Here is a 20,496-nt window from a genome sequence, read left to right as displayed (position 1 = left end):
AGAATCATGAAAGCAAATGAAGATAATACCCCAAGCGCTCCATTAAAGCCAATGGAGATTACCTCTCCCCGGACTGCTGAACAGCCGGGGCCTACTAAAACCGACGGGCAAGGTGAGGTGCCTGCCGGTAAAGCCAGTGAGCAGGGAGGGCACGAAGAGCACGAGGGTGCTTCTTATGTCCCTACCATTATCAGTCTGGTGCTGCTTTTAACCGGAATCGCCCTGGATTATTTCAAAGTGGACTGGTTTACCGACTATATCCGGATAGGAGTCTACGGCACCGCGTATTTATTGGTAGGAGGCAAAGTTCTTGTACATGCCGCCAGAAACATCGGGAGAGGCGAAGTTTTCAATGAGTTCTTTTTGATGGGAATCGCTACGCTGGGGGCGTTTTATATCGGCGAATACGCCGAGGGCGTGGCGGTGATGCTGTTCTATGTCATCGGGGAGCATTTCCAGGAAGCAGCCGTAGCCAGGTCCCGAAAATCCATCAAGGCTCTGATAGATAACCGACCGGAGATTGTTGGCTTGGTGCAGCAGGGCCAGGTAACTCCCGTTAATCCGCAACAGGTTAGAATCGACGACGTCATAGAGATAAAACCCGGCGAGAAAGTTGCCTTGGATGGCGAATTGCTCACCGAGCGCTCTTCTTTCAACACGGCGGCGCTTACCGGGGAATCCAAACCGGACACCAAAGCCAAAGGGGAGAAGGTGCTGGCCGGCATGATTAACCTGGACCAGGTTGTCCAGTTAAAGGTAACTTCTACCTACGAAAACAGCGCCCTTTCCAAGATTTTGCAATTGGTGGAACAGGCCAGTAGCCGCAAAGCCAAAACCCAGCAATTCATTACCCGCTTTGCCAAAGTCTATACGCCAGTGGTGGTGTTCATGGCGGTGGCGCTCACTATTGTTCCGTACTTTCTTGTAGCGGACTATGTGTTCAACGACTGGCTCTACCGGGCTTTGATTTTTCTGGTGATTTCCTGCCCATGTGCGCTCGTTATCTCTATTCCCCTGGGTTATTTCGGTGGGATTGGGGCAGCTTCCAAGAACGGTATCCTTTTTAAAGGCTCCAATTACCTAGACCTGATGACCAAGGTGGACACGGTGGTGATGGACAAGACCGGAACCTTGACAGAGGGCGTTTTCCAAGTACAGGAGGTAGAGGCAATCGGGATAGAGAAAGCCGAGTTTCTAGACCTTACGGCGGCCCTGGAAAGCAAATCTACGCACCCCATTGCCTTGGCGGTGGTGGCCCATGCCGGAAACAGCTACCGGCAGAAAAGCATAGCGGATGTAGAGGAGATTTCCGGCCACGGCCTGAAAGGGACGGTAGACGGAAAAGCCCTTTTGGTAGGGAACGGCAAGCTATTGAAAAAATTCAAGGTGGGGTACCCGTCGGAAGTTGATGCCATTGTGGAGAGCATCGTATTGGTGGCCATTAATGACCAGTATGCCGGATACATCATCATTGCGGATAAAATAAAAGAGGATGCCCGTGCATCTATCGGGCAGCTGCACGGGCTGGGTATCAAAAACATTGTCATGCTTTCCGGGGATAAGGATTCCATCGTGCAGAAAGTGGCAAAATCATTGAATATTGACCAGGCTTTCGGCGGGTTATTACCGGAGGACAAGGTAAGCAAGGTAGAGGCCCTGAAGAGGGAAGGGAGAAATGTAGCCTTCGTGGGAGACGGCATCAATGATGCCCCGGTCATTGCGCTGGCCGATGTGGGCATGGCCATGGGCGGTTTAGGCTCTGATGCGGCCATCGAAACCGCCGATGTAGTCATTCAAAACGACCAGCCTTCCAAGATTGCTACGGCCATCAATATAGGGAAGAGCACGAACCGCGTTGTCTGGCAGAACATTGGCTTGGCCTTCGGGGTGAAGGCACTGGTGCTGGCGTTCGGGGCGTTTGGCGTGGCCTCCATGTGGGAAGCCGTTTTCGCTGATGTCGGGGTGGCTTTTCTGGCTATTCTGAACGCCATCAGAATCCAGCGGATGAAGTTTTAAGGACTTATGTACATGCCCATTATTTCCTGGGCATGTACAGTATCAGGCACACCCCCAGTAAGGCTATCAGTGCGCCGATGATATCATACCGGTCCGGTTTGAAGCCGTCCACTTTCCAGGCCCATACCAGGGCCATCACGATGAAAACACCACCGTAGGCAGCGTATACCCTCCCAAAGCTGGCGGTCTGCCAAGTGGCCACCACTCCGTACAGGGCCAGGATTACGCCGCCCAGCAAGCCATACCATAAAGGTTTGTCTTCCTTAAGCCAAAGCCAGACCAGATAGCCACCACCTATCTCACAGAGACCCGCCAGGAAAAAGATCCCAAAGGACTTTAGTATATCCACCACAGTTCTAGTTCAGAAACTATTTATGCAATGATACCTATTTTGATATCGTATCACGACAAGATCTAAAGTCAAATATACATAAACCATATATAGCCTTCCCGGAAAACGGCAACTTTGTAAAGCTAAATTGGGCTATAGCAGCAGTGACTGCTGACTGCCATTTGAATATAATGACCATTATAGATAAGGGAATCTTCTGTCTATCATAATAACGGTTATCGGATAGGTGAACTACCTATTAATTGAGCATCCGGTAGTCATTCGGTGAATACCCCACTCGCTGCTTGAACAAGCGGGTGAAATGTTGGGGGTACTTGAAGCCCAGTTCATAGGCAATCTGGGCAACGGACTTGCTTTGGTCAAATACCCTTTCCTTGGCCACGTCAATCACCTTCGCTTGGATGTAGTCCTGCGCGGTTTTCCCAGTTTCTTTTTTGATCAAGTCCCCGAAATAGTTGGCCGATAGGTTCAACTCACCCGAACAGTAGGCTACGGATGGTAGGCCGATCGTCTGTGGTTTGTCTGTCTGAAAATATTCGTTCAGAAGGTTCTCGAACCTCTCCAGAGCTCCCTTGTGGACATTGTCGCGGGTGATGAACTGGCGGTCGTAGAAGCGGACGCAGTAGTTCAGCAGGAGCTCGATGTTGGAGGCGATGAGCCGTTTGCTGTGCTTGTCAACGGCATGCTCCAATTCATACTCGATTTTCGAAAAACAGTCCAAAACGATTTTCCGCTCCCGCTCCGAGAGGTGAAGCGCCTCATTGGACTGGTAGCCGAAGAAGGAGTAATCCTGTATGTGCCGCCCTAGGTCGGTACCGTGGATCAGGTCAGGGTGAAAAACAAGGGCATACCCTTTCGGCTGGTAGACCTCCCCGCTGCTGTCAACCGTGACCACCTGTCCCGGGCCTATGAACACCAGCGTCCCTTCCTGGTAGTCGTAGGTAGCCCGGCCATACCGCAAATCCCCGCATACCACCTCTTTCAGGAAGATGGTGTAGAAACCGAAGAACATGTTGGAGGCTGCCCTGGGGCTTGCCTTGGATAAATCCACCACACTCACCAGCGGGTGCAGTGTCCCGTGGTTGTTGAAGGCGTTGTAATCGCCTACCGTCTCGAATCTTCTCAGGTTATCCATGATCTCATTTGGTTTAAGCCCTTCAAAAATAACGTTTTACCCTCCTCTAACCTGAGAGCCCTGCCCCAATCAGTAATAATGGTATGGATACCCGTAATCTGTATAACACCCAGGTGTATACGGCCCCATACCTTTGCCGTAGTAATAATGTCAAAGTACAAATAGATTGAAGACTATGGAAACCGTCAAATTGAATAACGGGGTGGAAATGCCCCTATTGGGGTTCGGGGTGTTCCAGATCCCTGACCCAGAGGAGTGCGAGAGAAGCGTGTACGAAGCTATCCAGACCGGCTACCGCCTGATTGACACGGCAGCTTCCTATATGAATGAAGAAGCCGTCGGTAAAGCGATAAAAAGAGGCGGGGTGGCAAGGGAAGACCTGTTTATCACCACCAAGCTTTGGATCCAGTCCAACGGGTACGGAGGGACGAAAAAGGCCTTTGAGGATTCCCTCAGGAAACTACAGTTGGATTACCTGGACCTGTATCTCATCCATCAGCCCTATGGTGATGTATATGGTGAATGGAGGGCCATGCAGGACCTGTACAAAGAGGGGAAAGTAAGGGCCATCGGCGTAAGTAACTTCCATCCGGACAGGCTGATTGACTTGATTGTCCATAACGAGATTACCCCGGCGGTCAACCAGATTGAGACGCACCCCTTCCACCAGCAGATAGAGACGCAGCGGTTCCTGGAGGAGAACCAGGTGCAGATACAATCGTGGGGACCGTTTGCCGAAGGAAAACACGACATCTTCTCAAACGGGCTTTTGGCTTCCATAGCCAATAAGTACGGTAAAACAATCGCCCAGGTGATCCTACGCTGGCTCACCCAGAGGGGCGTAATCGCCATCCCAAAATCAGTGCGCAGGGAACGGATGGAGGAGAACTTCGATAGCCTCGATTTTACCCTAAGTTCAGAGGATCTGGAGGCCATCAAAGCGTTGGACACCAAAGCAAGCAGCTTCTTCGACCACCGCGATCCGGCTATGGTTAAATGGCTCGGGGAAAGAAAACTCGACATCTAAAACCCTCCAGAGACGAAAACATGCCAAAAAGAATATTAGGTGAAAGCGGCTTGGAAGTATCTACCCTGGGTCTTGGCTGTATGGGGTTGAGTTTTGGTTATGGCCCGGCAACAGATAGGCAGGAGGCACTAAAACTCATCCGGGCCGCATTTGAGCGCGGTGTCACTTTCTTTGACACGGCCGAGGCTTATGGCCCATTCGTGAACGAAGAACTACTCGGCGAGGCATTGGAGCCGTTCCGCAGCCAGGTGGTAATCGCCACCAAATTCGGTTTCAAGGAGGGTAAAACTGCCTTAGGGCTGGATAGCCGCCCCGAGAACATAAGGGCAGTGGCAGAGGCGGCGCTGAAACGCCTGAGGACCGATGCTATTGACCTGTTCTATCAGCACCGGGTGGATCCCAACGTACCCATTGAGGATGTCGCGGGAACGGTCAGAGATCTTATCATAGAAGGGAAAGTAAAGCACTTCGGCCTTTCGGAGGCAGGCGCCGGGACCATCCGCCGGGCACATGCCGTCCAACCGGTAACGGCGCTGCAAAGCGAGTACTCACTTTGGTGGCGGGAGCCAGAAGCAGAGATACTGCCGACCCTGGAAGAACTGGGAATAGGTTTCGTGCCCTTCAGCCCACTCGGGAAAGGGTTCCTTACCGGGAAAATCAACGGGAACACCACGTTCGACAAGGGCGACTTCCGCAATACGGTTCCGCGTTTCTCAGAGGAGAACCGAAATGCCAACCAGGTTTTGGTCAGTTTGCTGGGCACGATGGCACAAGAAAAAAATGCAACCGCCGCCCAAATAGCCCTTGCCTGGCTACTGGCCCAAAAACCGTGGATTGTCCCTATTCCTGGTACCACCAAATTACACCGTTTAGAGGAAAATATAGGATCAGCAGGGATCACCCTTAGTACTGACGATCTCATGGAAATCAATCTGGCTGTATCAAAGATTGACGTGCAGGGTGGCAGGTATTCAGAACAGTCCCAGAAGATGGTTAATCGTTAGGCCGTAGCAAGTGCAATAATGTATAAAAGAGCTGGTAAAGAGAAAATCGTTCTACTTACCGTTCACCCGGGTTCTTAGATAGGAAAGCTAACCTCCTTAATATAACCCACCCCTGAAAGAGGCAGGGCAAAACCATCTTCTCTCACCACTCAAATTCAACCATGGAGAATACGACAAACAACAATAGGGATAACGGAATGAAACGCCGCGACCTCCTTAAGACCGGTTTACTGCTGGCCGGAGCGGCCATGCTGCCCAGCGCCTGCACCACGCTGGCGGCAAGTTCAACCGGCGGCAACGCCGGGCTCTCCAACCAGAAAGCGGCCACGGTCAAGGGCCGCCGGAAGCTGGGCAAACTGGAAGTGTCCAGCGTAGGCCTGGGGGTGCAGAACATGAGCCGCAAGTATACCACGGAGGTTCCCTTAAGGTCCGAGATGCACCACATCATCCGGACCGCCTTTGACCAGGGGGTTACCTTCTACGATGCCGCAGAGGCGTACGGGCCGCATGAGGTGGAACGGATCCTCGGCGAGGGCGTCGCCCCCTTCCGAGACAAAGTAGTTCTCTGCTCGAAGTTCGGCTGGAACATCAACCAGCAGACCGGCCAGCGCCTGCCGGGTTTGAACAGCCGGCCCGAACACGTCCGGGTGGTCGTGGAGGGGATGCTGAAGCGCCTCCGCACCGACCGTATCGACTTGCTGTACCAACACCGGGTAGATCCCGCGGTTCCGATAGAGGATGTTGCCGGCTTGATGAAAGACCTGATCACAGAGGGGAAAGTGTTGCATTACGGCCTTTCCGAACCGGGGCTGCAAACCGTGAGGCGGGCCCATGCCGTTCACCCGGTGACGGCGATCCAGAACGAATACTCGCTTATCTGGCGGGGACCCGAGAACGGGGTTATCCCTCTCTGCGAGGAGCTCGGTATCGGCTTCGTGCCGTGGAGCCCGCTGGGCGTGCAGTTCCTGACCGGCTGGATCGACGCCAATACCCGCTTCGCCCCGGGTGACATCCGCGCCGTAGAGTCCCGTTTCTCGCCGGAAAACTTACCGAACAACCTGAAATTGGTGGATTTGGTGAAGAAGTGGGCTGCCCAGAAAGAAGCCACCCCTGCCCAAATATCGCTGGCTTGGCTGATGGCCCAGAAACCATGGATCGTGCCTATCCCGGGCACCACCCAGATGGCACACATGCTGGAAAACAACGGGGCCGATCACGTGCGGTTTTCTGCGGAGGAAATACATCAATTCAATACCGAATTGGCCCAAATCGAAATCAAGGGGGAGCGCCTGCCGCAGATGGTACTCCAATTTTCCGGTGTAGAGGCAGCGCCCAAGAAATAAGGTCGGGGCTTTGCCTAACCTGACCAGCCAGAAACCGAAAGGATGCCAGGCGGGTAATGGGGTGCTGCTGAAAATAGCAAGAGGCAAAGCCCCCAGCCTTATTGATAGGAGTAAAAATCTGAACATTTAAAAAAGAAAAATTATGAAACTGATATTGTATGCGATTGTATTGTTTGCCGGTTTAACCACCCAAGCGGTGGCCCAAAACGCGCCTATCTTCCCTAAAGGCGAAAAAGCGGCCAATGTGCATCATGTGGGGAATGTCTGGCTAAACGAGATAAGCCCGGCCGATAGCACCTTCACTTTCGGCATTTCCGTGGCCACGATGGAGCGCGGCGCGAGGTTGGATTGGCATAAGCATCCGGGCGGCCAGATCCTGCTCATTACCGAAGGTACGGGCTATTACCAGGAAAGAGGAAAACCTAAGCAAACCGTCCGGAAAGGCGAGGTCGTTAAATGCCAACCGGGCGTGGAGCATTGGCATGGCGCAACCCCTACCACCGGGGTTACCTACCTGGCCACCAGTCCTGCGTTAAACGGGAAAACCATCTGGTTGCAACGGGTAACGGATGCGGAGTATTCCAAAACGAACTAGAGGCTTGTTAGACACCTGGCAAGGTAACCACCCCTGACCCTTCACTTAAAAGATATACCTCCATGAAAGTATCCCTTCTCGGGCTTTGCCTGTTAGGATTGACAATGTTTATGTCCTGCACCACCCAGAAAAAAGCCAGCCCCACCACTATGACAACCCCGCATTCAGAACAGGAAATCATCAACCTCTCCAAACAGAAATGGGAATGGATGGCAGACAAGAAAGCCGATACCCTGGCTGCCCTTTTCCATGAAAACGCCATGTTCGTCCATATGGGAGGCAGCTGGGGCAAGGAACAGGAAGTCAATATCATCAGAAGCGGCGGGATCCATTACAAGCAGGCCGAAATCCAGGAAACGTCGGTAAAGTTCATCGGCAACACGGCCATCCTTCTGAGTAAGATCCGGCTATTGGCCGTGGTCGGCGGAAACGAGGTCACCAACCCTTTCATCGTGACCGAAGTGTACGTGAAAGTAGGGGGTAAATGGACCTTAGGCTCCCTTTCGTTCACCAGGCTGATGGGTAATTGAAATCCCTTCCCTGATGGTATTCTGCCATTTAGGGATTCGCGGCAATAACCAGAAAACAACTACCGCTATGATGCAGCTACTGTTAGTGTTCTTTTTAGTATTCTCCTCTTGTTCTTCCCCCCAGACGGAGGATATCGATGCGCAGGCTTCACCCGGCATAACTCCCGACAAGGTGTTGATCGTGTATCTGTCCCGGACCAACAACACCAAGGCCATCGCGGAGATAATCCACACCAAGGTCGGGGGGACTTTGGTCGCGTTGGAGTTGGAGAACCCTTATCCCCAAAACTACCGACAGATCGTGGACCAGGTGGCCAATGAAAATGCCACGGGTTTCCTGCCTCCCCTGAAAACAAGGATCGACAATATCCAAAACTATGACGTGGTGTTTATCGGCTTCCCTACCTGGGGCATGCAACTGCCCCCACCCATGAAAAGTTTTCTGAGGCAATATGACCTAAGCGGGAAAACCATCGTGCCTTTCAACACCAATGCGGGCTATGGGATAGGGAGCACTTTCGAGACCGTGAAAGCATTGGCTCCCAACAGCAAGATTCTGGAAGGCTTCACCACCAAAGGCGGCGTGGAAAGGGACGGTGTCTTTTTTGTGATGGAGGGGGAAAAGGAAAGGCAGGCCCAGGAGGAAATATCGAGATGGCTGAAAAAAATTAATCTTGCCAAATAGGCGGGTTTATACCCGCCTATTTGGCAAACGACCATTTACCTATAACCTAGAAACAATGAATCGATTTAACAGGATACCCGAAAATCTGAAGGCTGTTTTCTTCTTGTTTATAGCATCGTCTCTTTTATCGGCTTGTGCCATAAATAAAGGTACAAGCCCCGGAGCGATAGTGATCCAGGAACAGGGCAGTTTCGCGGTCGGGGGCACCGTGGTCACCAACCCCGGCACTTTCGACCCCATCAGACACGGTTCCTACAACCCGGTAAACCAGCCATCGGAGGGACAGACGCTGCACGGAGACCATGCTTATGTCTTTTACCAGGTACCGGTGAAGCCCCGCAAGTTACCCCTGGTGTTCTGGCATGGCCACGGGCAGTCGGCGAAGACCTGGGAGACCACCCCTGATGGGCGCGAGGGGTACCAGAACATCTTCCTGCGCCGCCGCTTTCCGGTTTACCTGATGGATCAGCCCCGCCGAGGCCGGGCCGCGCGCAGCACAAAGCCCGTGAATATCACGGCTGCCGCCGATGAGCAGCTCTGGTTCGGAATCTTCCGCCTCGGCACCTACCCGGACTTCTACCCGGGGGTGCAGTTCCCCAAAGACCCCAAAGCCTTGGACCAGTTCTTCCGCCAGGGGGTGCCCAACGCAGGGCCCTACGATGCCCAGGTGAACATTGATGCCGTCTCTTCCCTGTTTGACAAGATAGGGCCGGGTATCCTGGTCACCCACTCGCAGAGCGGCGGCCCAGGGTGGCGCACGGCCATGAAGAACGACAAGGTAAAGGCAATCGTCGCTTTTGAGCCGGGGGGTGATTTTCCGTTCCCCGAGGGCGAATCACCGGAAGGCATAAAATTAGCAGGCCGTACGGTTACCCCTCCGGCCATCCCGATGGCTGACTTCATGAAACTCACCAGAATCCCGATTATCATTTACTACGGGGACAACATACCGGAGCAGCCTTCCGAAAACCCGGGGCAGGAACAATGGCGGGCTTTTCTTGCTATGGCAAAGCAGTTCCGGGATGCGGTGAACCGCCACGGGGGTGATGTGACCTTGGTGCATTTGCCTGGGATAGGAATCAAAGGCAATACGCACTTTCCTATGTCGGACCTGAACAATGTGCAGATCGCTGACCACCTGTCAAATTACCTCAAGGAAAAAGGGCTGGACTAACCCAGCCACTGTATCCCCTCCCGTGAAGATGACCCATATTTTGTAAAACTTAGCCCCAATGAAAAACCACCATTCCATTTTCCTGCTCGCTTTGATTGCCCTTGTGTTCTGCTTTCCTGCAGGCATGAACGCGCAGGGGAAACCCAAAGGAGCCGAAATGTTAGATGCCCGGCAGCGCCATATCGTCACCATATCCTCCTTCACGGCGAAAGGTGATCTGGAAAGCCTTGGCAAAGCCTTGAACGCCGGGTTAGACGCGGGGCTGACCATCAATGAAACCAAGGAGGTACTCGTTCACCTGTATGCCTACTGCGGTTTTCCCAGAAGCCTTCAAGGAATCAACACATTGATAGCGGTCCTGCAAGAGAGAAAGACAAAAGGCATTGTTGATAGGGTCGGTAAAGAAGCTTCCACTGTAGAAAGCTCCGAAACGAAATACCAGCAGGGCAAAAAAGTTCTGGAAACCCTGACCGGCAGACCGGAAACAGGACCCAAAACGGGCTATGCCGCCTTCAGTCCTGAAATAGAGGTTTTCCTGAAGGAGCATCTGTTTGCTGATCTCTTCACTCGGGATATTCTGAGTTACACGGACCGGGAGATCACCACCATCTCCGCCCTGATCAGCCTTGGGGGTGTGGAGCCTATGATGCAGTCCCATATGGGCATAGCGATGAACCTGGGCATGTCCGAATCCCAGCTGAGGCACCTTCTTTCCATCGTGGAGTCAAACGTCGGAAAGAAGGAAGCCGAGTCCGGCAGGAAGGTGCTGTCTGCCCTGGTGGCATCAAGGAAGAAGTAGAAGTAACCGATACTCAGGACACTTATAACATAACCCTTATTCGGAATGAAAAACCTTGTAGTAAAACTGGCGGCGATAGTTTCCGTGTTCGGCCTGTCAAGCTGCGCAGTGGCGCAAAACGTGAAGGAGTCCGCCCAAGCCCCGGGTCTTCTTTACGCCAAAGGTGTAAGGGCCCCATCCACCAATTTCACGGGTACCGTTTGGGTGAATATGCTGGTGACCCCTGAAGACCGATTGGACAGCGGGATAGGCAGCGTCACCTTTGAGCCTGGGGCAAGGTCGAATTGGCATATGCATCCCGGTGGGCAGGTCTTGCTGGTTACGGAAGGAAAAGGGCTTTATCAGGAAAGAGGAAAGCAGGTCCAGGTAATGCAGAAAGGAGATGTTATGAAATGCCCCCCAGGAGTGGAGCACTGGCATGGTGCCTCACCTGATGCTCCGCTTACCCATATCGCCATTTCCGTCAATGCTGAGAAAGGTGGGGCAAAGTGGGGAGAACCAGTCACTGACGAACAATACAACAGCTTTAAATAAGGTCTATTAGCAAGCAGCCCCCGTCCTGAAATCTTGTATAATATCCGTAATGCCCACTTCCCATGGAGGGGAAATGGAGATAAAGGCTTAAATTGACACATGAGCACATTGGTAAAGTTCAGAATCAATTCGGTTGCAAATAGTAAGTAAGCTCTCAAAAAACCATAGAAATGACACATCAAAAAACCTCCATGTCCAGGCGATCATTCCTGAAAACCTCGGCCCTTGCCGGAGGCGGCCTGATGATCAGTTTCACCTGGCTGTCAGCCTTCCGCCCTGCCGAGGCGAAAAACGATCCTGCCCTCGCAGAGAAGTGGATCGAGATCAACGGGTACATCAAAATCACCCCAGACGGCACCATCCGGATCCTGAACCCCAACCCGGAGTTCGGGCAGAACGTGATGACCTCCCTGCCCATGATCATCGCCGAGGAACTGGACGTGGACTGGCAAAAGGTAGTGGTGGAGATGGGCCCGCACGACAGCGTAAAACTGGGGCCACAGTTCACCGGGGGGAGCAACTCGGTGCGGATGTACTGGAAACCCCTGCGCGAGGCCGGGGCAACGGCCCGCCAGATGCTGCGGGAGGCCGCGGCCCAGACTTGGGGAGTGCCGGTGGAGGAAGTGACCACCAAGGCAGGTGTGCTTTACCACGTAAAAAGTAACAAATCGGGTACCTACGGCAGTTTCGCGTCCCAGGCCGCCGGTATTCCCATCCCCAAAGGCGTAAAGCTGAAAGAGGCAAAGGACTTCAAGGTGGTGGGGAACTCCAAGAAAAACGTGGAGGGCCGGAAAATCGTCTCCGGCAAGCCCCTTTTCGGGTTGGACTATCAGCAGCCGGGCATGCTGATCGCCATGGTCGAGCACCCGCCCGCCTTCGGGATGAAACTCAAATTTTTCGATGCCTCCGAGGCCCTGAAAATGCCGGGCATCACCGATGTCTTCACCCAGAAACTCTACGAGGACGGCTTCGAGCAGGGCGGTTTCGACACCCGGACCTTCAACAACCTGCTGGTGGTGGTGGGCAAGACCACCTGGGAGGTCATGAAGGCCCGCAAGAAACTGAAGGTGCAGTGGGAACCCGCCGGCGACACCAAGGACACCATGGGCGGCAGGCAGAAGAGGGAGGTCGTGGTGCCGGGCGAGTTGGAGAGCACGGACGCCCAACTCCGGAAAATGCAGGAGTACGCCGCAAAACCCGCCCAGCAGCTCAGGAAAGACGGAGACCCCGAGACGGCCTTCAAGAATGCGGCCCAGGTCATCGAGCGCACCTACAACGCCCCGTTCCTGGCCCACAACTGCATGGAGCCGATGAACTTCTTCGCCCACGTCACGGACGAGAAGGCACTGTTGGTAGGCCCATTGCAGGCCCCGGGCTGGACGGAGCCCACCCTTGCCAAGATCCTGAACCTGCCCGCCGATAAGATTGAGATCCAGATGACCCGCATGGGCGGGGGCTTCGGCCGCCGGGCCTACGGGCATTACCTGACGGAGGCGGCCCTGATCTCCAGGAAGGTGAAGGCGCCGGTCAAACTTGTCTACACCCGCGAGGATGACATGACCTACGGGATCTACCGACCCATGTACACGGCCACCTACCGGGCCGCCCTGGACGCGAACAAGAACCTGACCGCCTTCCATGTGAAGGGCGGCGGCATCCCTGAGCACCCGATCCACGCCAACCGGTTCCCGGCCGGCGCGGTGGACAACTACCTGGCCGAAGGGTGGCAGATCCCCTCCAATATCACCATCGGGGCCTTCCGGGCACCTAGGTCGAACTTTAACGCGGCGGCGGAGCAGTCCTTCCTGGACGAGCTGGCCGAGGCGATGGGCAAGGATCCGATCGAAATGAGGCTGGAGCTTCTGAAGCGGGCCAAGGAGAACCCCGTGGGGAAGAACAACGAGTACGACGCCGACCGCTACGCCGGGATCCTGAGACTGGTGCAGGAAAAATCGGGGTGGAACAAGGCCGAAAACAAGAAATACAGCCGGGGCGTGGCGGCCTATTTCTGCCATAATTCCTACGCGGCCCATGTGGTGGACATGGTCATGAAAGACGGTCAGCCCTACGTGGAGCGGGTGTTCAGCGCCATTGACTGCGGGATCGTGATCAACCCCGACGCGGCCACGAACATGGTGCAGGGAGCCGTGGTGGATGGGATCGGGAACGCTTTTTACGGGGGGCTCACGCATAAGAATGGGGCCGCGGAACAGACCAACTTCCATAATTACCGGATCATCCGGATGCACGAGGCCCCTAAGAAGGTCGAGGTCCATTTCGTACAGAACGACATTGACCCCACCGGTTTGGGCGAGCCGCCCTTCCCGCCCGTTTTCGGGGCCGTGGCGAACGCCTTGTACAAATCGGTCGGCAAGCGTTTCTACCAACAGCCCTTCAGCCCGCAACTCAATAACCCCAGTATCCTTTGATCCATTGAATTTCCACCGTTTATACCTTCGCCATGATCAAACTTACCATCAATAAGAAACCCTACCAAGTGGAAGTAGACCCGGATACCCCGTTGCTGTGGGTGCTCAGGGATGCGCTCGGCCTGGTTGGGACCAAATACGGCTGCGGCGTCGCCCAGTGCGGGGCGTGCGTGGTGCACCTCAACGGGGAGGCGGTGCGTTCCTGCGTCACGAAGGTGAGCCGGGCCGCCGGGCAGAAGGTGGTCACCATCGAGGGTCTTGCGGCAAAGGCCGACCATCCCGTGCAGAAGGCCTGGCTGGAGCTGGACGTGGCCCAGTGCGGTTACTGCCAATCGGGGCAGATCATGGCAGCCGCGGTGCTCCTGAAAGAGAACAAGAACCCGACGGACGCCGACATCGACGCGGCGATGGCAGGCAACATCTGCCGGTGCGGGACCTACCTGCGGATCCGCGAGGCCATCCATCTGGCGGCGGAGATGCAGCGCAAGGGCAGCAATGGCTAACACCGGCGGGATAGGCTGCCCATAAAGACTCAATACAAGAGCCTTCAGGAACCTATGCCAAGCATCATAGGCGGAAATAGGCCTAGCAGTAGGTCAACACACATCAGCTTCGAAACAGAATCTTTCTATGAAACAGCATCCTGAATACGGAACCCGTACTTCGGCATTGATGAAAATCATAACCACATTGTCGGTCTTTATCTTTCTTGTTACAGCGGTTACCACGGTGTACAGCGGCGATTATGTAATTTCCAAGAGTACGGAAACCAGGTTAACTGACAGCGTACCCATACCTTTAAAGGCGGAACGGGACAGCGTGGCGTCGGTGCAGGCCTTTAGCAAAGTCTACAAGGTGCTGATGAGCCCCCGCTGCATGAACTGCCACCCGGCTGGCGATGTCCCGCTGCAGGGGGATGACAGCCACTTGCATACAATGCTGCCCCAGCGCGGCGTGGACGGCAAGGGCGTTTATTCCATGAAATGCGGGAACTGCCACCAACCTGAGAACACCCCCGGCCTGAACACCCCGCCCGGCAACCCGGAGTGGCACCTGCCGCCGGCCCGCATGAAGATGATCTTCCAGGGCAGGACACCCCACCAATTAGCCAAACAGCTCGTGAACCGCAAGCAGAACGGAGATAAATCTTTGGAGAAGTTGCTGGAGCACGCCGATGATACGCTGGTTTTGGCGGGCTGGCACCCCGGGGAAGGACGCACGTTGCCGCCTATGAGCCATGCTGAGTTTAAAAAGGCTTGGACTACTTGGATAGTAAAGGGAGCTTATGCCCCAAATCCTTAAATAGAATGAACTAATGCCGCACCATTGGATTCCTAATCCTAGGAACACCTAGAGGTGTCAATTTCATTGAAACAAACATCAGCCGCATTTCCTTAACGGGTATGCGGCTTTTTTGCATTTACTTCTTCGAATACCCTATTGCTCTGGAGAAAATGGCAGTGAAATGAACTAGGCTTATCTACAGAAATTCAAAGGAATTAATTATAGGTTACCAAGCAAATAGACACGGAACCCAGGTCTTCCTAAATCCCGAAAAACGGCGGTATAACGATAAATTTAATTCTCTTCGAAAACGTGCTATGGGAGCAAGGTGGCAGTCCCAGATAGTCATCTCACAAAACAATATATAGAATTAATTTATGAGATGGCATTTTTGAGAAACATGCTGTACCCTGCCGAAAATTTCTATTCTCTCCTGTTGAGTTTACGTCACTTCGGTTTTCATTTAAACGATCGTATAAATGAAAAATCCTACCTTCTCCCAAAGCCCCGGCTTACCCCCGCTTTTTGCTTTCATAATTGCCTTTTGTTTAAACAAATTTCATATATTGGAACTTTATTGAGTTTCTTGAAAATATGGCAAAGTTCGGGTACGCGCGTGTCTCCACGGTAGACCAAAAGTTGGACCGGCAGTTAGACGCCCTGGAGAAATACGGCTGCGAGCAGATCTTCCAGGAGAAGGTGACGGGACGCAAGGCGGATCGGCCGGAGCTGGCCCAGCTGCTGAAAGTCCTTCGGAAGGGGGATCAGCTGGTCATCTACAAACTCAACCGGCTGGGCAGGAACTTCAACCACCTCATCAAACTGATGGGGGAGCTGGAGGAAAGAGGCATTGACCTGGTTAGCCTGACGGACGCCATCGACACCAGCTCCAGCATGGGACGCTTCATCTTCCGGATGTTCGCCTCCCTGGCCGAGCTCCAGGCCGACTGGATCAAGGAGGATACCTCCCCGGGCCTGGCCTCCGCCAGGGCTAGGGGAAGAAAAGGAGGGCGTACCCCGGGCTTATCGGAGAAGGCCAAAAAGAAAGCCTCCAGCGCCTCCAAGCTCTACAAGGCGGGCAGCACCATCACCGAGATCCAGGAAGCACTGCAGATCCGCAGCACCGCCACCATTTACAAATACCTCCGGTTGGAGGGAATCGAGATAAAGGGCTGGGAAAAGTCTACCTCAAACACAAAAGGCACCGCATATGTCAACAGTTGATAAGAAAGGCAAGGGCAACAAAAGGACGGGGGTGGTGAAGCTGCCGGATACTATGACCTGGATCAAGCAGCCCAACAAGGTGACCAAGATGGGGTATGACTTCACGGTCCTGCAGCTGCGGGTTTTCCTGTCGATCCTGGTGGAGCTGCAAGGCCACATGGAAGAGGTGATCCAAGGCAAGGAGGTAGAGCAGCTGAATTTGTTTCAGAGAAGCAAAGGCGATAGCATCCGCCTGACCATCCCCATCAAGAAATTCGGGGTAACCCCCGATAAATACAACGAACTCAAGATGGCGATGCGCAAAATCGCCGCCATTCCCGTGGAGCTCGATGCCCGGGACCCGGAATCGGGCAAAGAGTACTGGGTGGTCAAGGGCCTGTTCACGGCCTACATCCCCAAGGAGAAATATTCCCGGGAAGTCATCATCGAAATCGAGAAACCCATCGCCAAGTACCTCCTGGACACCAAGCCGGGCTGGTCCAAGTTCATGTACGAGATCGTCAACCAGTCCAACAACAAGTATACGTTCCGGATCTACATCCTCATCAGCAGCTGGAAGCGGAAGGGGGGCCTACGGATCCCGTATGCGGACTTCCGGAAGATGCTCGGCATTGGGGACCGGTATGCCGAGTACAAAGACCTGTACAAGCGAGTGATCAAGCCCGCTTACGACGAGCTGTTCGAGAAGGCGGACTGCTGGTTTGAGATGGCGGAGGTAGAGAAAAAAGGGAAAGAGGTCACCCACCTCAACTTTAAGATCATCAAGATCATGACCGAGCAGGAGCGGAAGATCTACGATGCGAAAAGCGACCAGCTGATCAACTGGTGCAAGACGCACCACCAATTCAAGGATCACCACCTGAAGGCGTTGTATATGATCCTCAACGAGGAGACCATCAACCCGCTCCACACCAAAGCCGCCATGCTGACCGGGTCCATCGATACAGCCAAGGTGAAGAACGTGGCCGATTACGTGCTGAAAGCCCTCCAGAACGAGGTAGCGGCCTTTTTCGAAAGCGAAGATGTGGAGACGGAAGCGATCATGCTGGAATAGGCTTCCTTTCCCTGCCTTCGAAAGGAGGGAGTTTCCCAATTGTAAAAGTTGCCTTTTTGTCCCTCGGTGCTGATAATCCTTTCAAAAGAAGGCTCTGGCTATTGTCTAAGCGATGGCCAGAGCCTTCCAGGCTTTCTCTTTTCCTGCAAATCCGCCCCAAGGAGCGTTTAAATGTTGCCTTTTTGTCCCCCAAAGTGCCTGCAAAGGAAGGAATGTTGCCTTTTTGTCCCCTAGAGGAGGGGTAAGAGCCTAAATGTTGCCTTTTCGTCCCCAAGGCGACCCTACAGGAGGGAATGTTGCCTAATTGTCCCCAAGGTCAGCCAAAAAAGAGGGAATGTTGCCTTTTGGTCCCCTAAAGCGCTAGGAAGAGCCGGAATGTTGCCTTTTTGCCCCCGGAATGTTGCCTTTTCGTCTCCCGAATGTTGCTTTCTTGTCCCTAAAAAGTTGCCTTTCTGTCTCTAAAAACAGAGATAAGAATTTATGATTCAACGAGTTACAGCGCGTACTACTTATCTACTATTTAACAACTATAATCTATTATTCTTTTAGAGTACCTAAAATCAGATAAATCATTAAAGGAAAGGGAAAAAAAGGCGAAAACAGCCGCCATTGCCCTATTTTGGGAGCCTTATCTCCAAAGAAAGCACGGAAAACAACCTTTCTCCAGGCGAATGTTGCCTTTTTGTCCCTAAACCCACTGGAAGGGATTATCGAAAGTTGCTTTTTTGTCCCCAGATTTACACAAAATCCTGTCTATAAGAGTTTTATATCCCTGCAAATAAATGAATGGATCAATTCACTAACGGGAGATCAGTTGGTTTTACAATTGGAAAAGTACTTCATCAAAAGGAAAGATGAGATAAAATTCTGATTAGTTAACCAGGTTAAACTTACAAGATGTATATATTTTCATCAATTAGTTAACATAATAAAAAATTTAAATTACTGAAAATCAATTACTTATAAATGTCTTATAATTTACCTTATGTTAAGTTGTAAATGGAGGTTTAACTCTCCGGTTAGTTTCCCTTCCGGTATTGAAGACGGAGATACGGCAGGACTCTACTTCACATCTCTCTCCTTCATCAGGTATTTTATCGGATCCTTACCTGGTTTGCCATCCTTTTAACTTGCGGTCGTAAGGGACAATTCTCTAGTTGTATGCTCGGAAGTTTTATACCGAGCCATAGTTGCTGAGCGATAACCCTATTACGGGCAGGGCAAAGTTTAAACTATTTAGGCCACTAGCGTATACGAAGTTCCATCAACGTAACTGTCTTTTATATTTGAAGGTAAGTTGGTAGGGGAAATTTCGGAAATAGTAAATGGCGCTTACGGAAGAACAGAGAAAATTAATTCAGGATTTTACCGGCCAACCCGATTTCAGGCAATATGGCGGACTAATGACTGATCTGGATGGCACCATTGTGCAGCACCAGGATGGCAATTACTCCATCCCCTCCCAGGTGCAGGCCGGCCTGAACGATTTATACCGGGTAAATTGCCCCATCATCCTCAATACTCTCCGGTTCCCCATATCCATCATCAAGACCTTTGCCGCTGTCTTATACCCTATTGCCCAGAATCCTGTTCCGGTAATTTCGCTGAACGGCAGCCAGTGGGGTTATATCTCGCCGGGGGAAGCCAAGGAATTCAGCTTCACCGAAGCCGGGGCGCAACCTTTGAAGCCCGCGGAAATCAAGGGCTTTCTGGCTGATATCCGGATACTGGCCCAAAACAAGGCACCCGATATCTCGGCTTTTTATTATCCCCGCGATTGGACCAAAGGGGAGATTATCTGGTCGGCGGAGGAACACCGGGTCCCCGGGCTGGCGCAGAAGCATAAAAGCGCCTCCCGGGTTTACAGCAGCAGCCTCGCTATTTTGGAAAAGCATCTGGCGGCCGAAGAAATCAGCATGATATTTTTATCGGTCAAGAAAGACACTGCCCAAGGAACGCACCTGCAACACAACTTCAAGGATTTTTACACAACCACCGGCGCAAACAAACTGACCGGGGCCCATGCTTTCGTAAACCAGCTGGGGCGTGACTTAAAACATTTTATCGGTGCGGGCGATACCCCGATGGATGTATTCCTGAAGGAAACCGGGGTTGTTGTTCAGGTGGGGGATTTGCCCCTTGGTTTCGACTGCCAGGCAACCATTCTGCCGGTAAAAACGGTACCGGAGATTGGCGAAGTCTTTACCCACATAGCGGAGGGCTGCAAGTTTACAGACCCCAGCTACCAACTATAAGACGGGTCCCGTTAGAAATGGGTGGGCTTTTACCAAAGGAATAGCTTGGTTCAGATTCTGGATGATTTTATTCCTGAAATCCCCTATTGGCAAACATTGCACCCGGTTTGATAAATCCAAAACCATATCCATAACCGCTTGCCGGCTAAACCGGATTTCCCGGCCAAACTCCCGCGGCATATCTTCTGTAAACCAGTTATCAACCAAGCTTACATAATCGGCACTCATGGCGTATTCAAAATCCACATGGTGGCATTCACTCTCCTTTGTGAACGGATTGGAAACAATCATGTTCTTAGGCTTGCGGTCGTTATCTCCGTAACCCAGCGTGATTCTGGTGGCGTCCCAGGCTGCCTGGTGCGCCAACTCCTTCCGGAGGGATCCGGCAACTGTTTCGTCCTGCAAAATATCGGCCAGGCGGGTACCCGGCACTTCCTGCGTACCCAACACCATATGGGCAATATTCAATTCGGCATCCTGGTAAAAGCTCAGGGCGTTTATCTCGGGCAGGTTCAGGCCCAAGATAGGCGCATATAGATAACAGTTATATTCCAGTTCGGCCTGGGCCTGCACCAGTGGGTAGTGTTCATCCAACAGGCAATCCTGCTGATGGATATAATACGTTTGCTTGGTCTCGTAATGAAAAATCTGCCGGCGCATGCGTTCGGGTTTCTGACCCGTGTCGCGGTAAAGCGGTTTCAGTATCTCGCTGTCCCGGATCGTTCTGAATTCCTGCCAGGTGAAAGTACTGTTCTTTGTTTCTATGAAAGGTGAGTTTATGGGCATGAATAAGGTTATAGGGAAGTAACATCACTTTCAGGAAAAACGCTCAAAAAACACTTGGCATTGAGAGGTTATTTTCGGCTGGATCGGTTCGGGATGAATATATTTAAAAAATGGTATATTATCACATTATATTGCCTTCCAGCAAGATTTATTTTTCCTTTTTAGGTTATCAGGATACCGGAAGACACTAAGTATCCAGCTTTGTCCCAACAACTTTTTTTAAACTGTTTTTTCCCTCATACTGCGGCGAAACTCCTGTATATATTTAAT

20 protein-coding genes are annotated in these 20,496 nt (G+C 52.5%); 16 read left to right on the top strand and 4 right to left on the bottom strand.

Annotated elements, in window-relative coordinates; translation table 11 throughout:
- The first annotated feature begins 6 nt into the window (after positions 1-6).
- A complete protein-coding gene (locus EFB08_RS16865; protein WP_123128141.1) occupies positions 7-2,016 on the top strand; it encodes a heavy metal translocating P-type ATPase in 2,010 nt (669 codons plus the stop codon).
- A gap of 19 nt (positions 2,017-2,035) precedes the next feature.
- Here the strand turns inward: EFB08_RS16865 and EFB08_RS16860 are convergent, their stop codons facing one another.
- Both EFB08_RS16860 and EFB08_RS16855 read right to left on the bottom strand, forming a co-directional pair.
- A complete protein-coding gene (locus tag EFB08_RS16860; protein WP_317125607.1) occupies positions 2,036-2,368 on the bottom strand; it encodes a YnfA family protein in 333 nt (110 codons plus the stop codon).
- Positions 2,369-2,606: 238 nt separating this feature from the next.
- Entirely contained in the window at positions 2,607-3,503 is an 897-nt protein-coding gene (locus EFB08_RS16855) for a helix-turn-helix domain-containing protein (RefSeq protein ID WP_123128140.1), read from the bottom strand.
- Positions 3,504-3,678: 175 nt separating this feature from the next.
- Here EFB08_RS16855 and EFB08_RS16850 point away from each other — a divergent pair, with 175 nt between their 5' ends.
- Together EFB08_RS16850 and EFB08_RS16845 are read left to right on the top strand one after the other, a co-directional pair.
- The gene (locus EFB08_RS16850) at positions 3,679-4,530 is read left to right on the top strand and encodes an aldo/keto reductase (RefSeq protein ID WP_123128139.1); all 852 of its coding nucleotides are present in this window, start codon (positions 3,679-3,681) and stop codon (positions 4,528-4,530) included.
- Positions 4,531-4,550: 20 nt separating this feature from the next.
- Positions 4,551-5,534, top strand: a complete 984-nt coding sequence (locus EFB08_RS16845; protein WP_123128138.1) for an aldo/keto reductase — start codon at positions 4,551-4,553, stop codon at positions 5,532-5,534.
- Positions 5,535-5,676: 142 nt separating this feature from the next.
- Here EFB08_RS16845 and EFB08_RS23830 read toward each other — a convergent pair whose 3' ends face one another.
- Positions 5,677-5,982 carry a hypothetical protein gene (locus EFB08_RS23830; protein ID WP_227006394.1) on the bottom strand — a complete coding sequence of 102 codons (306 nt, stop codon included), beginning with the start codon at positions 5,980-5,982 and terminating at the stop codon, positions 5,677-5,679.
- Here EFB08_RS23830 and EFB08_RS16840 point away from each other — a divergent pair.
- From EFB08_RS16840 to EFB08_RS16775, 13 genes are all read left to right on the top strand, one after another.
- Entirely contained in the window at positions 5,927-6,877 is a 951-nt protein-coding gene (locus EFB08_RS16840) for an aldo/keto reductase (protein ID WP_262707487.1), read from the top strand. The two genes, EFB08_RS23830 and EFB08_RS16840, sit on opposite strands and share 56 nt — an antisense overlap.
- A gap of 142 nt (positions 6,878-7,019) precedes the next feature.
- Positions 7,020-7,472: a cupin domain-containing protein gene (locus EFB08_RS16835; RefSeq protein ID WP_123128136.1), complete on the top strand. Its 453-nt coding sequence runs from the start codon at positions 7,020-7,022 to the stop codon at positions 7,470-7,472.
- 62 nt (positions 7,473-7,534) lie between these two features.
- On the top strand, positions 7,535-8,002 hold the full coding sequence (locus EFB08_RS16830) for a nuclear transport factor 2 family protein (protein ID WP_123128135.1): 468 nt from the start codon (positions 7,535-7,537) through the stop codon (positions 8,000-8,002).
- Between the two features lie 67 nt (positions 8,003-8,069).
- Entirely contained in the window at positions 8,070-8,687 is a 618-nt protein-coding gene (locus tag EFB08_RS16825; protein ID WP_227006380.1) for a flavodoxin, read from the top strand.
- Between the two features lie 169 nt (positions 8,688-8,856).
- Positions 8,857-9,861 carry an alpha/beta hydrolase gene (locus tag EFB08_RS16820; RefSeq protein WP_227006379.1) on the top strand — a complete coding sequence of 335 codons (1,005 nt, stop codon included), beginning with the start codon at positions 8,857-8,859 and terminating at the stop codon, positions 9,859-9,861.
- Positions 9,862-9,919: 58 nt separating this feature from the next.
- Positions 9,920-10,660 carry a carboxymuconolactone decarboxylase family protein gene (locus tag EFB08_RS16815; RefSeq protein WP_227006378.1) on the top strand — a complete coding sequence of 247 codons (741 nt, stop codon included), beginning with the start codon at positions 9,920-9,922 and terminating at the stop codon, positions 10,658-10,660.
- Between the two features lie 45 nt (positions 10,661-10,705).
- Complete coding sequence (locus tag EFB08_RS16810) at positions 10,706-11,194, top strand: (R)-mandelonitrile lyase (protein WP_123128134.1); 489 nt, start codon at positions 10,706-10,708, stop codon at positions 11,192-11,194.
- Between the two features lie 170 nt (positions 11,195-11,364).
- A complete protein-coding gene (locus EFB08_RS16805; protein WP_123128133.1) occupies positions 11,365-13,623 on the top strand; it encodes a xanthine dehydrogenase family protein molybdopterin-binding subunit in 2,259 nt (752 codons plus the stop codon).
- 32 nt (positions 13,624-13,655) lie between these two features.
- Positions 13,656-14,126, top strand: coding sequence for a (2Fe-2S)-binding protein (locus tag EFB08_RS16800; protein ID WP_123128132.1), 471 nt, complete (start codon positions 13,656-13,658; stop codon positions 14,124-14,126).
- 127 nt (positions 14,127-14,253) lie between these two features.
- Positions 14,254-14,925: a hypothetical protein gene (locus tag EFB08_RS16795; RefSeq protein ID WP_227006377.1), complete on the top strand. Its 672-nt coding sequence runs from the start codon at positions 14,254-14,256 to the stop codon at positions 14,923-14,925.
- A gap of 576 nt (positions 14,926-15,501) precedes the next feature.
- A complete protein-coding gene (locus EFB08_RS16790) occupies positions 15,502-16,131 on the top strand; it encodes a recombinase family protein (RefSeq protein ID WP_123128131.1) in 630 nt (209 codons plus the stop codon).
- Positions 16,118-17,185: a replication initiation protein gene (locus tag EFB08_RS16785; RefSeq protein ID WP_123128130.1), complete on the top strand. Its 1,068-nt coding sequence runs from the start codon at positions 16,118-16,120 to the stop codon at positions 17,183-17,185. Before EFB08_RS16790 ends, EFB08_RS16785 begins: the two co-directional genes overlap by 14 nt.
- 1,325 nt (positions 17,186-18,510) lie before the next feature.
- Entirely contained in the window at positions 18,511-19,440 is a 930-nt protein-coding gene (locus tag EFB08_RS16775) for an HAD hydrolase family protein (RefSeq protein ID WP_123128128.1), read from the top strand.
- On the opposite strand, the gene EFB08_RS16770 is transcribed toward EFB08_RS16775, so the two are convergent.
- The gene (locus EFB08_RS16770) at positions 19,435-20,226 is read right to left on the bottom strand and encodes a hypothetical protein (RefSeq protein ID WP_123128127.1); all 792 of its coding nucleotides are present in this window, start codon (positions 20,224-20,226) and stop codon (positions 19,435-19,437) included. The genes EFB08_RS16775 and EFB08_RS16770 overlap by 6 nt on opposite strands.
- Positions 20,227-20,496 lie beyond the last annotated feature (270 nt).

This window comes from Rufibacter latericius, assembly GCF_003721515.1.
Classification (GTDB): Bacteria; Bacteroidota; Bacteroidia; order Cytophagales; family Hymenobacteraceae; genus Nibribacter; species Nibribacter latericius.
The sequence above is the reverse complement of the archived record's forward strand: the minus strand, read 5'-3'. Positions and strand labels throughout refer to the sequence as shown.

What these genes read in the sequence shown, in the direction of transcription:
- EFB08_RS16865 (WP_123128141.1), top strand. Translation starts at nt 7, where the DNA reads ATGAAAGCAAATGAAGATAATACCCCAAGCGCTCCATTAAAGCCAATG.
- EFB08_RS16855 (WP_123128140.1), bottom strand. Translation starts at nt 3,503, where the DNA reads ATGGATAACCTGAGAAGATTCGAGACGGTAGGCGATTACAACGCCTTC.
- EFB08_RS16850 (WP_123128139.1), top strand. Translation starts at nt 3,679, where the DNA reads ATGGAAACCGTCAAATTGAATAACGGGGTGGAAATGCCCCTATTGGGG.
- EFB08_RS16845 (WP_123128138.1), top strand. Translation starts at nt 4,551, where the DNA reads ATGCCAAAAAGAATATTAGGTGAAAGCGGCTTGGAAGTATCTACCCTG.
- EFB08_RS16840 (WP_262707487.1), top strand. Translation starts at nt 5,927, where the DNA reads ATGAGCCGCAAGTATACCACGGAGGTTCCCTTAAGGTCCGAGATGCAC.
- EFB08_RS23830 (WP_227006394.1), bottom strand. Translation starts at nt 5,982, where the DNA reads ATGATGTGGTGCATCTCGGACCTTAAGGGAACCTCCGTGGTATACTTG.
- EFB08_RS16835 (WP_123128136.1), top strand. Translation starts at nt 7,020, where the DNA reads ATGAAACTGATATTGTATGCGATTGTATTGTTTGCCGGTTTAACCACC.
- EFB08_RS16830 (WP_123128135.1), top strand. Translation starts at nt 7,535, where the DNA reads ATGAAAGTATCCCTTCTCGGGCTTTGCCTGTTAGGATTGACAATGTTT.
- EFB08_RS16825 (WP_227006380.1), top strand. Translation starts at nt 8,070, where the DNA reads ATGATGCAGCTACTGTTAGTGTTCTTTTTAGTATTCTCCTCTTGTTCT.
- EFB08_RS16815 (WP_227006378.1), top strand. Translation starts at nt 9,920, where the DNA reads ATGAAAAACCACCATTCCATTTTCCTGCTCGCTTTGATTGCCCTTGTG.
- EFB08_RS16810 (WP_123128134.1), top strand. Translation starts at nt 10,706, where the DNA reads ATGAAAAACCTTGTAGTAAAACTGGCGGCGATAGTTTCCGTGTTCGGC.
- EFB08_RS16805 (WP_123128133.1), top strand. Translation starts at nt 11,365, where the DNA reads ATGACACATCAAAAAACCTCCATGTCCAGGCGATCATTCCTGAAAACC.
- EFB08_RS16800 (WP_123128132.1), top strand. Translation starts at nt 13,656, where the DNA reads ATGATCAAACTTACCATCAATAAGAAACCCTACCAAGTGGAAGTAGAC.
- EFB08_RS16795 (WP_227006377.1), top strand. Translation starts at nt 14,254, where the DNA reads ATGAAACAGCATCCTGAATACGGAACCCGTACTTCGGCATTGATGAAA.
- EFB08_RS16790 (WP_123128131.1), top strand. Translation starts at nt 15,502, where the DNA reads ATGGCAAAGTTCGGGTACGCGCGTGTCTCCACGGTAGACCAAAAGTTG.
- EFB08_RS16785 (WP_123128130.1), top strand. Translation starts at nt 16,118, where the DNA reads ATGTCAACAGTTGATAAGAAAGGCAAGGGCAACAAAAGGACGGGGGTG.
- EFB08_RS16775 (WP_123128128.1), top strand. Translation starts at nt 18,511, where the DNA reads ATGGCGCTTACGGAAGAACAGAGAAAATTAATTCAGGATTTTACCGGC.
- EFB08_RS16770 (WP_123128127.1), bottom strand. Translation starts at nt 20,226, where the DNA reads ATGCCCATAAACTCACCTTTCATAGAAACAAAGAACAGTACTTTCACC.